The organism is Streptomyces sp. NPDC001410, assembly GCF_042895235.1.
Classification (GTDB): Bacteria; Actinomycetota; Actinomycetes; order Streptomycetales; family Streptomycetaceae; genus Streptomyces.
Window position 1 is genome coordinate 241,909 of sequence record NZ_JBIAWE010000008.1, and the last position, 13,837, is coordinate 255,745.

The following is a 13,837-nucleotide window of genomic DNA, read 5'->3' on the forward strand; positions in this document are numbered from 1 at the left end:
GGTGCCGGCGGGGTCGTCGGGATCGGCGGGACCTGACCCGCCGTCGGCTAAGGGGTCTATGGAGTCTGTTCCGGAGCGTTCCACAGCGTCTCCTGCATGGGGTGGACAGGTGAGGTCAGGTGGCGCCGTACGTCGTCGAACTGGTCGCGCAGCCGGGTGGGCGCGTCGGCGTTCGTGAACAGGTAGAAGCGGTCGGAGCCCAGCGCGTCCCACACGGTCTCGGCCACCAGCTCGGCCGAGACCGTCGTGTCGCCGGTCGCGTCCCGTGGCGCGGCGAGCCCGCAGACCATCGGGGTGTCGACCCGGCCGGGGCAGAGCACCGAGACCCGTACGGGGGTCCCGGCGAGGTCGGCCCGCAGGCTGCGGGCCACGGCCAGGTCGGCGTGCTTGGAGGCGGCGTAGGCCGCGCTGCCGCTGCCCACGACGAACGCCGACATGGAGGCGGTGTGCACCAGGTGCGCGGGCCGCCCGCTCGCCAGCAGCCGGGGCACGAAGGCGCGGGCGACATGGACGTGCGCCCAGTGGTTCACCTCGAACACCTCGCGCATCCGGTCCAGCGGCACGGACCACAGCGGCATCCCCACGGGGCCGACGACACCGGCGTTGTTGCAGACCACGTCGATATCGCCGAGCGTGTCGTACGCCGTCTCGGCCAGGGCCGTCACCGCGTGGGGGTCGGTGAGGTCCACGGTCTCGGCGCGCACCCGCGCGCCGCGCGCGGTGAGTTCGGCGGCCCGGCGGTGCAGGGCGGCATCCTGGATGTCCGCCATGACCACCTCGGCTCCGGACCGGGTGAGGCGGGCGGTGAGGGCGAGACCGATACCGCTCGCGGCGCCGGTGACCACGGCCGTCCTGGGGTGTAGGTGCACGGGACCGTCCGTTCCTCGCATCCTGGGGCGGGCAAGGCACGGGCCGCGTCCTTGCGACCCGGAGGGGGTGTGCGGGGCGGGCGTACGCCCTGGTCCCGGTGGCCTCCACCCCGTGGGGAGCCGGACGGAGGCCACCGGTGGTTCAGGCGGGGTCGGGCAGTCTGAGGCTGATGGCGAAGATGGTCACCGAGAAGACGGCGAGCAGGGCGAGGACGATCACCGCGGCCGAGGAGTGGCCCATCGAGTCGCCGAGGGCGAGGTAGAGGGTGCCGCCCACGGTCGCGCCCAGGGCGGTGGCCGTCTGCTGGCTGGTGACCAGCACACCGCTGCCCATGCCGGCCTGGGCGGGCGGGACGTCGGCGAGGATCATCCGGAACAGGGTGGGCCCGATCAGGGCCTGTCCGACGCCGGTGAGGGCCAGCACGGCCAGCACCAGGACGACCGGGACGTCCGGCCAGGTGACCCCGATCAGCAGCGCCATCAGCAGCAGTCCGGCTCCCTGGACGGTGGCCCCGAGGGTCACGATGCGCCGGCCGAGGACCGCCGCGATCTTCGGGGTGAACAGCGCGACCACGAAGAAGGCGGAGGCGAACGGGGACAGCACCGCTCCCGAGCCCAGCCCGCCCAGACCGAAGTCGTCCTGGGCGACCAGGGCGTAGACGAACATGAAACTGCCGAACCCGATCGAGAACGGCACCATCGCGAGCAACCCCCTGCGCATCCCGGACTGCGAGAGGACCGACGGAGGCAGCAGCGGCGAACCGCCCTCCGCCTCCAGCCGCCGCTCGACCCGGACCAGCGCCACCACCGCGGCGGCCGCGACCACGGGCAGCGCCCACAGCCACGGCGGCCAGCCCAGCGCCTGCCCCTCCACGATCACCAGCAGGACGCAGACCAGGGCCACCCCGAACAGCAGGGTGCCGGTCAGGTCGAAGCCCGGCCTGCGCTCGGCCCTGGTGTCCGGCATGTGCCGCACGGCGAGTAGCGCGGCCACCCCGACGGGCACGTTGATCAGGAAGACCGACCGCCAGCCGACCCCGGCGATGTCCAGCGAGACCAGCAGTCCGCCGAGGATCTGCCCGGCCACTGCCGCGAGTCCCGCGGTCGCGCCGTAGAGGCTGATGGCGCGGGCACGAGCCTGGCCCTCGGTGGCCGCCTGGATGGTCGCGAGGACTTGCGGTACGAGCATGGCCGCGGCCGCGCCCTGCAGGAGCCGGGCGGCGATGAGGAAGCCGACGCTCGGGGCCACACCGCACAGCGCGGAGCTGAGGGTGAAGGCGATCAGGCCCCACACGAAGAGCCGGCGTCTGCCGTAGGCGTCGCCCAGGCGCCCGCCGAGCACGAGCCCGAGCGCGTAGGCGATGCCGTAGCCGGACACCACCAGCTCCAGCGCGGTCTCGCCGCCGTTCAGGTCGTGGCCGATCGTGGTCAGCGCCACGTTGACGATGAAGAAGTCGACGATGGACAGGGCGAACCCGGTGAGCACCACGACCAGTCCGGTCGTGGATAAGCCGGCGGGCCCGTCGGCTTCCTGCGGGGACGGCTGCTCCTGGGTTCCGGGAGCGCCGGTGGGGGGTGCTTCGCGATGAGTCATCTATTCAACCGAGCTGGGGGTTCCGGTGATCTTGGACATGATTCCCTTGGCGGGGTCCTTCGCCGACTCCGTCCACGGCGTCAGCGCGTTGAAGCCGCGCTCCGACGCGGCCGGCTGCACACGGGTGTCCATCGACATCCGCATGACGGGCGGGGAGGACAGGTTCGGGACCGACCTGTGGCAGGTGTAGGCGTGCAGGAACAGGACGTCGCCCGGCTCCATGGCGGAGTGCCGCAGGGTCTCGTCCTCGCCGATCAGATCGGCGGGTATGCCGCGCACCGGGTGGCCGAACCTGCGGAAGGACTCGTGCACGACGTGCTCGCGCGGGCCGCGCCGGTGGCTGCCGTCCGCGAGCGCGACTCCGCCGGACTCCTTGGTCGTCGCGATGAGCGGTATCCAGGTGGGGCGGAAGTCCTTGTTGGGGCCTATGTAGAAGCCGTCCTGGTGGAACGGCGTCAAGTGGGCGAACGACGGGTTCTCCGTGCCCGCGGCCGAGGGGTAGTAGCGGATGGTCGTGGAGCGGAAGACGAAGACGGGCTCGCCGAAGACCTGCTCGAACACCCTGAGGGTCGAGGGGTGGTTCCAGAACTCGTCGTACTTCACGTACTTGTGCATCGCCACCTCGTCGACCTCCTCGAAGGAGTCGATGCCGACGTCGTCCAGCGTGGCCTTCGGGTCCGCCGCGCCCAGCGCGATCAGACCCTCCAGCATCTGCTCCGCGGCGGTCCGGACGAGGTCGCGGTCGAGGACGCCGCGCAGATACAGGTAGCCGTGCTCCTCGAAGAAGCCGTCGAGCGCCTCGCGGTCGTCGAGCAGGGGCGCGCAGTCCGTGTATTCCCCGGTCACGTACGTCATGGGTTCCCGTCCTTGTGACATGGCCTGGTGGCATGGTCCGAAGGGGCGTGAGACGTGTCCCGCCCGGCACGCGGGAGGCCGACGACGGCGGTGGCGTCGGTGGCCGGCCGACGCGTCAGAGGGTGGCGCCGACCAGCAGGGCGAGGTCGATGAGACGGTTCGAATAACCCCACTCGTTGTCGTACCAGCCGACCACCTTGACCTGCTGGTCGGTGACGCGGGTCAGTTCGGCGTCGAAGACGCAGGAGGCGGGGTCGCCCACGATGTCGGTGCTGACGAGGGGCGCCTCGGTGTACGACAGCAGGCCCTTGTAGGCACCGGCCGCGGCCGCCGCGTACGCCTCCTTCACCTCGGCCACGGAGGTGCGCCGGCTCGGGGTCACCGTCAGGTCGGTGACCGAGCCGGTGGGCACGGGCACGCGCAGGGCGAACGCGTCTAGGCGGCCGGCCAGTTCGGGCAGCACCAGGCCGATGGCCTTGGCGGCGCCGCTGGAGGTCGGCACGATGTTCAGGCCTGCGGCGCGCGCACGGCGCAGGTCCTTGTGCGGGGCGTCCTGGAGGTTCTGGTCCTGGGTGTAGGCGTGGACGGTGGTCATCATGCCCGCCTCGATGCCGACGCTCTCGTGCAGCACCTTGGCCAGCACGGCGAGGCAGTTGGTGGTGCAGGAGGCGTTGGAGATGATCGTGTGGCGCTCCGGGTCATAGGCGTCCTCGTTGACTCCGAGCACGACCGTGATGTCCTCACCGCTGGCCGGGGCCGCGATGATGACCTTCTTCGCACCGCCGTCGACGTGGGCGCGCGCCCGGGCGGCGTCGGTGAAGATGCCGGTGGACTCGATCACGATGTCCACGCCGAGGTCGCCCCAGGGCAGGGCGCCCGGGTCCCGCTCGGCCAGCACCTTGATCGTCCGGCTGCCCACCCGGATCGCGCCCGGTTCGGCGGCGATCTCTTCCGGGAAGCGGCCCAGGATCGAGTCGTAGGCCAGCAGATGGGCCATGGTGTCGACGTCACCGAGGTCGTTGACGGCGACGATCTCCAACTCCGAGCCGCGCGCGGCCATCGCGCGGAAGACGTTGCGGCCGATGCGTCCAAAACCGTTGATGCCGATGCGCACAGTCATAGATGTGTCCCTCACCTTGCGCTGCTGGGTGGTTGACGCGCCGTTGCGCCGAGGTGCGATGCCGGACCACACATCACCGCGGGGCGGGGACGTGGTGCATCACGACCTTATATAAGCATGGGATACATTTCCAGGGTGACCTCTCCTCAGAACACCAGCCACGAAGCCGACTTGGACGTCGACGACCTCACCAGGGCGATCGAGAACTTCAACCGCTTCTACATCCGGCTCGCCTCCGTGCAGAAGCTGTCGTTCACGACGCTGTCGGTGCTGGACACGCTGGCCTTCAGGGGTCCGACACGGCTGACGGACCTGGTCAGGACGGAGCAGTTGAGCCAGCCGGGCATCACCCAGCTGGTGACCCGGCTGGAACGGGACGGACTCGTGGAACGCCGCCCCGACCCGACCGACGGCCGTGCCGTCCTCGTGCACATCACCGAGGAGGGCCGGAAGATCGGCCAGGCCCGGCACAAGGACCGGGCCCGTCATCTACGGCCCCTGATCGGCGAGTTGACGCCCGAGGAGCAGCACACGATCGCCGCGGCCCTCCCCGTTCTCGCCCACCTGGCCGAACTCGGAATGCGAGCACGGCAGTAGGACGAGGCACGCGTCGGTCGTTCCCGTTCCGGCGGTACTTGGCGGTACTTGTACGACGGCCACCCGGGCCATGCGGGACGCTAGCATCCGGAGCCCCGCACCGAAATGGTCCACTCCACCGCCCGCAAGGAACGCGCCACACCGATGCCCCACCCCGCCCACCCGGACGACGACCGCGGCTGCGTCCGCCTGGTCCTCGCCGTGCCCCTGACCCTGCTCACCCTCACCGCCGCGCTCTTCTGCTGGACCGCGCTGACCATCCGCCCGTCGGGCCCCTGGGACGACCAGGCGTACGCCGCGATCGAGCTGTCCTGCGTCCTGACGCTCACGGCCGCCGCCGCGGTACCGGCCCTGCGACTGCTGCCGTCTGTACGGCGGTTGGCGGGGTGGGGCTGGATGACGCCGGCGCTGGCGCTGGGGGTGGTGGCGGGGGTGCGGTGGGCTTGGCTCGGCTGAGGGGGCGTACAGGCGCCGGGGCTTGCGACGCGGCACCCCCGTAGGCCCCTGATGGGCGGGACCGCGTCCGGCAGCGGCAGCAGCTGGGTGACGTCGTGGTGGGGTGTTCGGGGCACAGCTCAGATCTTGCTCAGACGGCTTGCCGGTCGGCCGCCGTACTGGTCAGCTCGACGCACGTCTGAGCGACACCGAGCGCTCATCGCCGAAGGGGGACCCGTGGACAGTGCCCGACAGACTCCACCCGAAAGCCCTGCCCTGGTCAGGTGTGCGACTGTCGCCGCGTACGCCGTCGCCGCCATGGTCCATCTCGTGACGGCGGGACTGTTCATCGGCGGCGTGCTGCTGATCGTGCTCGGGTTCCGCACGGTCATTCAGCCAATGCTGGGCTTGGTATTGCTGGGCCTGGCTCTTCCGCTGCGCCCGCGTCCCGGCAGGTTGGATGCTGAACTGCCCACGCTGCGGCACGCGGACGCCCCCGTCCTGTTCGATCTGTTGGACCGCATGGCGGACGCAGCCGGGGTGCGACGCTTCGACGCGGTCCAGCTCGGTCCGGAATTCTCCGTGACCGTCACCCACTACGGTGTACGCCGCAAGCGGTGCCTTGTCCTCGGTCTCCCGCTCTGGGCCGCCCACCCCGCCCAGCAGCCGATTGCCGCCGTTGCCCACGCTCTGGGGCACCTCGCTGGTCACGATCTTCGACGCAACGCATTTGTCGGTACCGCACTCGAGTCTCTCAACACTGCAGCCCTGACGATGCGAGCCAGAAACAACGCATCCATCACGTCGAGTGTCTCTGCTCTTTCCTGGAACGCGGGCAAAGTGGAAGGGGGCGCAGCGCGCTTCAACGCCCGGACCCGGACGGGTGAGTGGGTGCTGTGGCTCCCGAGGGCGGCGGCGACCGCGACGGCCCACCTGCTGCTGTGGCTCACCCTGCCGGTCACACGCCGTGCGGAGTTCGATGCGGACGACGTGGCCGCTCGTACGGCTTCCACCGAGGCAGCCATCGCCGCATTGCAGGACCGGCGCCTGGCGGCCGCGGTCGGCATGGAAGTGCATCGCCTGGCCATCGAGACCCGGACGCTCACGGGCCACCGTTCCACGACAGCCGCACAGGAGGAACTCTGGGACAAGGCCGCCCGCTATGCCGAGAGCCTGCGCGAACAGCGGGGCCGTGACGAGGACACCGACTTCGAGGGCATGGGGACCGTGGTCGGCGCTGCCGGCTTCCCGTCCGAAACCCTGCGCATGGCACGACTGGCCCATGCCCCGACACGCAGCGCGACGATCACGCTCGACGAGCCCGACCGAAGCCGCATCGAAGACGAACTCCGCCTTCCCAAACAGGCGCTGGCCCGCAAGGTCATGCGTGATTGCGTCCCACTGACACACTGAACGAGGGTGACGTAGCGCAGGCGCAGCACTCTTCACATACCGGCCATACCGCCGTCGGTGAGCCCCGGAGCCAGCGCCGGGACCCAGAAGACGGCGACTGCCAGAGCGATCGAGGCGATGCCCACCACACGGGCCACCATGCGGCCGGCCGGAGCGAGCTTCTCAGCGGTGATCACGGCGGCCAGTGCCACCATGGCCCACAGGTTCATCAGACCGAACGCCGACAACAGCAGCATGAGCGACCAGCAGCAGCCCAGGCAGAAGGCACCGTGGTGGGCTCCGGCACGCAGATCGCGAGAGGGCCCTGGGTACGAGGCGTAGCGAAGCATCAGCCCGATCGGCGAGCGGCACCTCGCCAGACAGCGGTCTTTGAGGGGCGTGAGCTGGTAGACGCCACCGACGGCGAACACGGCCGCGGCCACTGCGGTCCCTGCCGCCGCGGGGAGGGTCGCCGCCCGGCCCAGGCCCACGGCCAGCGTGTACGCCGGCAGCCCGGCCGCGGCCCAGACGAGCAGGTAGGCGACAGTGAAAACGAGCATGCGCCTCGACCGGTGCACCGTGATGGTGCGCGCATACAGCCCAGCGACGGGCGCCGTTGAGGGCAGCATCATCGCGGCCATCATCAGCGTCCACACGACCAGAAAAGCGGGCAGCCCAAGGCCCATGGTGCCGGCCGTCGCCTGCATACCTCCCCAGCGCGTCACCACCCAGATCCACGCGATGGCCGCAGCGACCAGCACAAGCCCGGCAGGGCGCGCCCAGCGGCGGCCGGTGACCGGCCCATCGGTCATGCTCACCACGTGAAGGGGGCCGAGTGTCCGTTGCCGCCGGTGAAGTCCCAGGACCGGCCGTACACGCCGTCGCCCGTCGCCCGGGTGGACCGGGCGACCGTCAGCGTGCTGTTCGCAGGGTGGAACATGCCGGTCAGGCCCATCACCGGACCGTCCTCGCCGAACTGCGGGGCGACCTGGTCCTCGATCTCGATGTCGATGACGTCGCCCACCCGCGCGGCGTGGCGGCGGCCGTCGTCGCGGTAGTCGATGGGGGCGCGCTCCACGCCGAGGACCTCGCCGATGAGCGGAGTGAGCGCCGCCGTCGGCCCACCGGCCTGGCCGGAGAAGACCTTGCCCAGCGCCTCCGCCTGACTCTCGTCGGCCGAAGCGTCGACGTAGAGCGCGACCTGCCAGCCGCCCTCGGCCATCACCTGGGGTGCGTCGATGAAGACGGCGACGCTGTGGTCGGAGACGTCCACGTCGTCCACGCTCCCGCTGCCCACGTGGAACGCCAAGGTCACCTGGCAACGCTCGTGGTCGCCCGGTGCGGTGAGGCCCGAGGTGGTGCAGGGGCACACCACGTCGCAGTTGCAGCTCTCCAGGTATGTACCGCTCAGATTCCAGGGCATGCTTCCTCCCTGTTTCACGTCCCCCCTCGACGTTCTGAATACCTCGGGAGGGTCTGCCCCACCCCGAAGTAGCTGTTTCCAGGCTGTTCCACGCGGCACGGGGGCAGGCGGCGCAGTCGACGGTCGTCCGAGGAGCCACCCGATATCCACTCGCTCCGACCAGGCAGGCGTTCTACTCTCGGCGCATGAGCAGGCCACTCGTCGCCATCCTCAGTGGTGCCGGCATCTCCACTGACTCCGGCATCCCTGATTACCGCGGTCCCAACGGTTTGTGGCGGCGGGATCCGGAAGCCGAGAAGCTCGTGACGTACGAGTACTACATGCGCGACCCGGAGATCCGCCGACGCTCTTGGCAGATGCGGCGCAAGAACCGGACCCTGAAGGCCGAGCCGAACGCCGCGCACCTCGCCGTTGCCGAGCTGGAGAAGTCCGGGATCCCGGTGCGGGTGATCACGCAGAACGTGGACGGGCTGCACCAGCTCGCCGGGATGCCCGCCCGCAAGGTGCTGGAGCTGCACGGCACTGCGCGCGGCGTTGTGTGCACGAAGTGTCACGTCCGTGGGTCGATGGAGGACGCGCTGGCCCGGGTGGAGGCCGGGGAGGAGGACCCGCCCTGCCTGGAGTGCGGCGGGATCCTCAAGTCGGCGACCGTCATGTTCGGCCAGAGGCTGGACCCCGTCGTCCTCGGGGAGGCACTCTCCATCGCCAAGGCCTGCACCGTGTTCATCGCCGTCGGAACCAGTCTCCAGGTGCAGCCCGCCGCCGGACTCGCCGGCATCGCCGCCGACCACGGGGCACGGCTCGTCATCGTCAACGCCGAGCCGACACCGTACGACGAAGTCGCCGACGAGGTGATCCGCGAACCCATCGGCACCGCGCTGCCCGTACTGCTGCGCACCCTGTAGAGCCGGAACGCCACGAGGAATGGGACGGGATGTCGGACGACGAGCCCGAGACGTGGTTCATATGGGGTGAGGGGACCGTGTTCCGGCAGCCTGCCGACAAGGGCAAGTTGCCCAACGGTCCTGCCACTCCGGAGATGGAGCGGTTGTTCGCCGGTATTGCCGCGTGGATCCAACGTGCGCGGAATGTTGCGGGTGTCCAGCGTGTGGGGCCCGCGCGGCGATCCGAAAGCGACGACCTGGCCACGACTTGCCCGCCCGAACAACTGCAGCCCGCTGGGCGGCATCTCCGGCTGGACCGGGTGACAGCTAGAACAGGGCCGTCCCCCGCTCGAAGTCCAGCAGGCGGCGCTTGCGGTCCAGGCCGCCGCCGTAGCCGGTGAGGTCGCCGCCCGCTCCGATGACGCGGTGGCAGGGCACGATGATGCCGATCGGGTTCTTGCCGTTGGCGAGGCCGACCGCGCGAGACGCCCCGGGGTTGCCGAGGGCCTCGGCGAGTTCGCCGTAGGAGCGGGTCTCGCCGTACGGGATGCGGGTCAGCTGGTCCCACACGCTGCGCTGGAACGGGGTTCCGTTCAGACGGAGTTCGAGAGTGAACTCGGTCAACTCGCCCGCGAAGTAGGCAGCCAGCTGCTTCTCGGCGTCCGCGAAGGGGGTGTCGTCGAGGCTGCCGAAGGTCTCCTCCGGCGGGCGGTGGCGCTGGTCGGTCATGTACAGGCCGCACAGGACGCCGTCGTCGGCGACGAGGGTGAGGGGGCCGTAGGGGCTGTCGACGACGGTGTGCCGTTTCGTCTCGCTCATGTCGCTCATGTCGCTCATCTCGCGGAGATCCTTACACGGGCAGGAAATTGATCGGGTGGCTGTCGGTCGCCCACAGGTACTGGACCGCGTAGGCCCGCCAGGGGCGCCAGGCCTCGGCGCGGGCGGTGAGCGCGGCCGGAGTGGCGGGCAGGCCCAACTCCCCCGCGGCGCGCCGGATTCCCAGGTCGGTGGCGAGGAAGGCGTCGGGGTCGCCGAGGGCGCGCATGGCGATGACGTCGACCGTCCAGGGACCGAAGCCGGGCAGGTCGAGCAGGCGTGCGCGGGCTTCTGCCCAGTCGGACTCCACACCCAGGTGGAGTGTGCCGTCGGCCAGTTGACGGACGAGGGTGGTGAAGGTGGTGCGCCGGGTACGGGGCATGGCCAGGGTCTCCGGGTCCACGGCGGCCAGCGCCTCGGGGGACGGGAAGAGGTGGGTGAGCCCGCCCTCGGGATCGTCCAGCGGCTTGCCGTGGGCGGCGACCAGGCGGGCCGCATGGGTACGGGCGGCCGCCGTGGAGACCTGCTGCCCGAGCACGGCCCGGACGGCGAACTCGGCCTCGTCGACCGTGCGCGGCACCCGGCGGCCCGGCGCCTTGTCGACCAGGGGCGCGAGGAACGGGTCCGTGCGCAGGTGGTCGTCGACCGCCACCGGGTCGGCGTCCAGGTCGAGCATGCGCCGGCAGCGGCTGCCGGCCACGGTCAGATCACGCAGGTCGCTGAGCGTGAGGCGGCAGGCGATGTGGTCGGGCTTCGGGGTGAGGGCGACGATTCCGTGTCCGTACGGCAGCCGCAGCGTGCGCCGGTACGCGCCGTCCCGCCACTCCTCCACGCCCGGTACGGCCGTGGCGGCCAGGTGGCCGAAGAGGTTGTCGGGGTTGAGCGGTGCCCGGAACGGCAGCCGCAGCGCGAGGGTCCCTGGGGTGCCCGGGGCATTGGTCCGGCCCTTCGGCGCCCGGGTGCGCAGCTCGCTCGGGGACAGGGCGAAGACCTCGCGGACGGTGTCGTTGAAGGTGCGGATGGAGGAGAAGCCGGCCGCGAAGGCGATGTCCGCCATGGGCAGCGGGGTCGTCTCCACGAGGATCCGGGCGGTCTGGGCGCGCTGGGCACGGGCCAGCGCGAGGGGGCCGGCGCCCAGCTCGGCGAGCAGCTGCCGCTCCACCTGCCGGGTGCTGTAGCCGAGGCGGGCGGCGAGCCCGGGGACTCCCTCGCGGTCCACCACCCCGTCGGCGATCAGCCGCATGGCCCGGGCCACCAGGTCGGCGCGCTGGTTCCACTCCGGGGAGCCGGGGCTGGTGTCGGGACGGCAGCGCTTGCAGGCCCGGAACCCGGCCTGCTGGCAGGCGGCCGCGCTCGGGTAGAAGGTCATGTTCTCCGGCTTGGGCGGGACGGCCGGGCAGCTGGGCCGGCAGTAGATGCGGGTGGTCAGGACGGCCGTGAAGAACCACCCGTCGAACCGCGCGTCCTTGGACTGCACGGCGCGCACGCAGTGCTCCCGGTCGATGTGCGTCCCTGTCTGCATGCGTCCAGGATCGACCAGCGCGGGGCGCGTCCGCTGGCGAAAATCCGACACGTACCTGGGGCCGGCCAGGGATCCGACGGCGTGCCCTGGCCGTCCCTCGCCACGGCAGGCCTGGCGTCCGGAGGCTTCAGGGGCCTCAGGGACAGACGTAGGTGAAGCTCGCCTTGGCCTCCATCGGGGTCCGCTGGTGCGCGATCCGCAGCCGGGCGGTGCCCTGGAAGCGGCCGGAACCGCGGACCGTCCAGCGCAGGTGCACCCGGAACCGGCGCTCACCTCGATGGGCGACGCGGACCAGCTCGCCCGAGTCCTGGCCGTCCCCGCGCAGCCATCGGTACGTGACGGGTCCGCCCTGTCCGTCGGTGGTGACGACACCGACCAGGTCGGCCGTCTGACCGCAGTGCAGCGTCCCTGCGGGTGCCTGGACCCGGACGGCGACGACCGCGGGGGCGGGGGTCGGGCGCAGCAGGAGCCAGAGCAGGACGGCGGCGATCGCCACGACTCCGGTGCTGATGACCCAGCCCCGGCGTCTTCGCCGCGGGCGCTGCCGCGCGGGTACGGCGGCTTCGGTACGCCACCGGGCTCGCAGCACGTCCTGCTCGTCGGCAGGCACCCCGGGTCCGAAACGGAGCAGGATCTCGCCGGAGTCCTCCCCGACGGGTACCGGGGGCGAGGTGACACGGTGGCGCTCGCCTAGGACGGTGGCCTGAGTGTCGGGGGTGGTGGCTTGGGTGTCGGGGGTGGTGGAGCGGTGGGCGCGGCCGGGGGTGGTGAGCTGGTCGGCGGCGGCTGGCGTAGAGAGCTTCTTGGCCGCTGCTGAGGCGATGAGCTGGTCGGTGGGTGCCGACGTGGCCAGTTGCTCGGCCGCTACTGCGGCGGTGAGATGCTCGGCGACTGCCGAAGGGGTGAGCTGGTCGGCGGCGGCTGGGGCGGTGAGCTGGTCGGTGGCGGCTGACGTAGTGAACTGGTCGGTGGGTGCCGAGGTGGCCAGTTGCTCGGCAAGCGCCGACGTGGCGAGTTGCTCGGCCGCTGCTGCGGCGGTGAGATGCTCGGCGGCCCCCGAAGGGGTGAGCTGGTCGGCGGCTGCCAAGGTGGTGAGCTGGTCGGTGGCGGCTGGGGCGGTGAGGTGCCTGGCGGCTGCCGAAGCGGTGAGTTGCTCGGCGACTGCCGAAGCAGCCAATTGGTCGGCGGCTGCTGCGGCGGTGAGACGCCCGGCCGCTGCCGAGGGGTGAGGTGCCGTGGCTCGCTGGTCCGGGGCTGTCGTGTCTGATGTGGGGGCAGTGGGCTCTCCGGCTGCCGGGCGTGGAGCGGGGGGCGTCGTGAGCTTCGGCGCCGGGTGACGGTCCTCCGGTGGGGCCGGGCTCTCAGGAGCCGCTGGAGTCGGGGGTGGCGGTGGTGCGGCCGGTGCGGCGAACCGCGGAGTCGATGCTGCTGCCGCCGCGCGCAGTGCCGTACGACGCAGGAAGTCCGCCGGGAGTGCCGCGCGCCCGGCCACGAGCGCGGCCCGGGCCGCCGCAAGACCCTCGGACTCGGCGATGGTGGCGCAGTGGGCGAAGAGCGCCGCCGCGGGGGTTCCGGCCTGCGTCCAGGCGGCGCCGAGGGTGCGGGCCAGGCCGGCCCAGGCCGCGGTGTCGGCTGCCCGGCGGTCCGGGTGCGGAAGGACGCCGCCCGGCAGGGGCACGACCACCGCGTCGGTGTCCGCCCGGTCCGGGCGCTGAAGATCGCCCGGCAGGGGAACGACCGCCGCGCCCGTGTCCGCCCGGACCGGGCGCTGAAGATCACCCGACAAGGGCACGACCGCTGCGCCACCCCTGTCCGCCGCCAGGGGTTCGGTGTGCGGCGCGTCGCCCAGTACTGCGCTCAGTCCCGCCTCGGACAGCAGGGCCACGCCGTCCGGTGTGAGGACCACGGTCTCCGGGCCGAGGGAGCCGTGGGCGAGGCCTGCCGTGTGCAGGGCCAGCAGGGTCTGTGCGGTCTCGTTGAGGATGCTCGCCACGCTGCCCGCGTCCGCGCGGGGGCCGTCGGCGGACAGGACGTCGGCGAGCGCGGGGGCCGGTGGGCGGGCCGTGAGCAGCCACACCTCGCCGGCCTCGGCCACGAGGTCGACCGTGCCGAGCAGCCCGGGCAGCCGGAGCTTCGCCGTTGCGAGCACCGTGGCCGCCAGACGTTCGCGGGTGCCGTGCGGTTCGAACAGGGCCGGGTCGATGCGCAGCGCCCCAAGCACCGGATCGCCGGAAGCATCCGGGAGCAAGACGTGCCAGGTGCCGAAGCGTGTGTCCCGTGACCAGCCGGACAGGGGCCGGCCGGCCACTGTGGTGGCTGTCGTCATGTCG

General features: G+C 71.5%; 13 protein-coding genes and 1 pseudogene. 4 read left to right on the forward strand and 10 right to left on the reverse strand.

The genetic code is table 11. The features are described 5' to 3' along the window. Positions 1-56: 56 nt before the first annotated feature. The 4 genes from ptlF to gap form a co-directional block, all read right to left on the reverse strand. Positions 57-869: a 1-deoxy-11-beta-hydroxypentalenate dehydrogenase gene (gene ptlF, locus ACFY3C_RS19390; protein ID WP_390771600.1), complete on the reverse strand. Its 813-nt coding sequence runs from the start codon at positions 867-869 to the stop codon at positions 57-59. A gap of 142 nt (positions 870-1,011) precedes the next feature. Beyond that, a complete protein-coding gene (locus ACFY3C_RS19395) occupies positions 1,012-2,463 on the reverse strand; it encodes an MFS transporter (RefSeq protein WP_390771601.1) in 1,452 nt (483 codons plus the stop codon). Continuing rightward, positions 2,464-3,318: a 1-deoxypentalenic acid 11-beta-hydroxylase gene (gene ptlH / locus ACFY3C_RS19400; RefSeq protein WP_390771602.1), complete on the reverse strand. Its 855-nt coding sequence runs from the start codon at positions 3,316-3,318 to the stop codon at positions 2,464-2,466. Positions 3,319-3,433: 115 nt separating this feature from the next. Continuing rightward, positions 3,434-4,438 (reverse strand): type I glyceraldehyde-3-phosphate dehydrogenase, encoded by a 1,005-nt coding sequence (gap, locus tag ACFY3C_RS19405; RefSeq protein WP_390771603.1) that lies wholly within the window; start codon positions 4,436-4,438, stop codon positions 3,434-3,436. A gap of 135 nt (positions 4,439-4,573) precedes the next feature. Here gap and ACFY3C_RS19410 point away from each other — a divergent pair, with 135 nt between their 5' ends. Then, positions 4,574-5,035 carry a MarR family winged helix-turn-helix transcriptional regulator gene (locus ACFY3C_RS19410; RefSeq protein WP_390771604.1) on the forward strand — a complete coding sequence of 154 codons (462 nt, stop codon included), beginning with the start codon at positions 4,574-4,576 and terminating at the stop codon, positions 5,033-5,035. Positions 5,036-5,140: 105 nt separating this feature from the next. After that, positions 5,141-5,491: a hypothetical protein gene (locus ACFY3C_RS19415; RefSeq protein WP_390771605.1), complete on the forward strand. Its 351-nt coding sequence runs from the start codon at positions 5,141-5,143 to the stop codon at positions 5,489-5,491. Here the strand turns inward: ACFY3C_RS19415 and ACFY3C_RS19420 are convergent. Further along, positions 5,462-5,589, reverse strand: a pseudogene (locus ACFY3C_RS19420) (IS5/IS1182 family transposase); the annotation flags it as partial. The gene ACFY3C_RS19415 and the pseudogene ACFY3C_RS19420 overlap by 30 nt on opposite strands. 199 nt (positions 5,590-5,788) lie before the next feature. On the opposite strand from ACFY3C_RS19420, the gene ACFY3C_RS19425 reads away from it, so the two are divergent. Beyond that, positions 5,789-6,883 carry a M48 family metallopeptidase gene (locus tag ACFY3C_RS19425; protein ID WP_390771606.1) on the forward strand — a complete coding sequence of 365 codons (1,095 nt, stop codon included), beginning with the start codon at positions 5,789-5,791 and terminating at the stop codon, positions 6,881-6,883. 32 nt (positions 6,884-6,915) lie between these two features. Here the strand turns inward: ACFY3C_RS19425 and ACFY3C_RS19430 are convergent, their stop codons facing one another. Further along, positions 6,916-7,674 carry a DUF2182 domain-containing protein gene (locus ACFY3C_RS19430; protein ID WP_390771607.1) on the reverse strand — a complete coding sequence of 253 codons (759 nt, stop codon included), beginning with the start codon at positions 7,672-7,674 and terminating at the stop codon, positions 6,916-6,918. Positions 7,675-7,676: 2 nt separating this feature from the next. Then, entirely contained in the window at positions 7,677-8,285 is a 609-nt protein-coding gene (locus tag ACFY3C_RS19435; protein ID WP_390771608.1) for a DUF1326 domain-containing protein, read from the reverse strand. A gap of 185 nt (positions 8,286-8,470) precedes the next feature. Between ACFY3C_RS19435 and ACFY3C_RS19440 the strand changes: the two genes are divergently transcribed. Continuing rightward, the gene (locus tag ACFY3C_RS19440; protein WP_386576105.1) at positions 8,471-9,190 is read left to right on the forward strand and encodes an NAD-dependent deacetylase; all 720 of its coding nucleotides are present in this window, start codon (positions 8,471-8,473) and stop codon (positions 9,188-9,190) included. 306 nt (positions 9,191-9,496) lie between these two features. Here the strand turns inward: ACFY3C_RS19440 and ACFY3C_RS19445 are convergent, their stop codons facing one another. The 3 genes from ACFY3C_RS19445 to ACFY3C_RS19455 all read right to left on the reverse strand — a co-directional run bounded on the left by ACFY3C_RS19445 (position 9,497) and on the right by ACFY3C_RS19455 (position 13,833). Further along, complete coding sequence (locus tag ACFY3C_RS19445) at positions 9,497-9,988, reverse strand: methylated-DNA--[protein]-cysteine S-methyltransferase (protein WP_390771749.1); 492 nt, start codon at positions 9,986-9,988, stop codon at positions 9,497-9,499. A 31-nt stretch (positions 9,989-10,019) separates the two neighbouring features. Further along, positions 10,020-11,507 (reverse strand): AlkA N-terminal domain-containing protein, encoded by a 1,488-nt coding sequence (locus ACFY3C_RS19450; RefSeq protein ID WP_390771609.1) that lies wholly within the window; start codon positions 11,505-11,507, stop codon positions 10,020-10,022. 136 nt (positions 11,508-11,643) lie between these two features. Further along, complete coding sequence (locus ACFY3C_RS19455) at positions 11,644-13,833, reverse strand: hypothetical protein (protein ID WP_390771610.1); 2,190 nt, start codon at positions 13,831-13,833, stop codon at positions 11,644-11,646. Between the last annotated feature and the right edge of the window lie 4 nt (positions 13,834-13,837).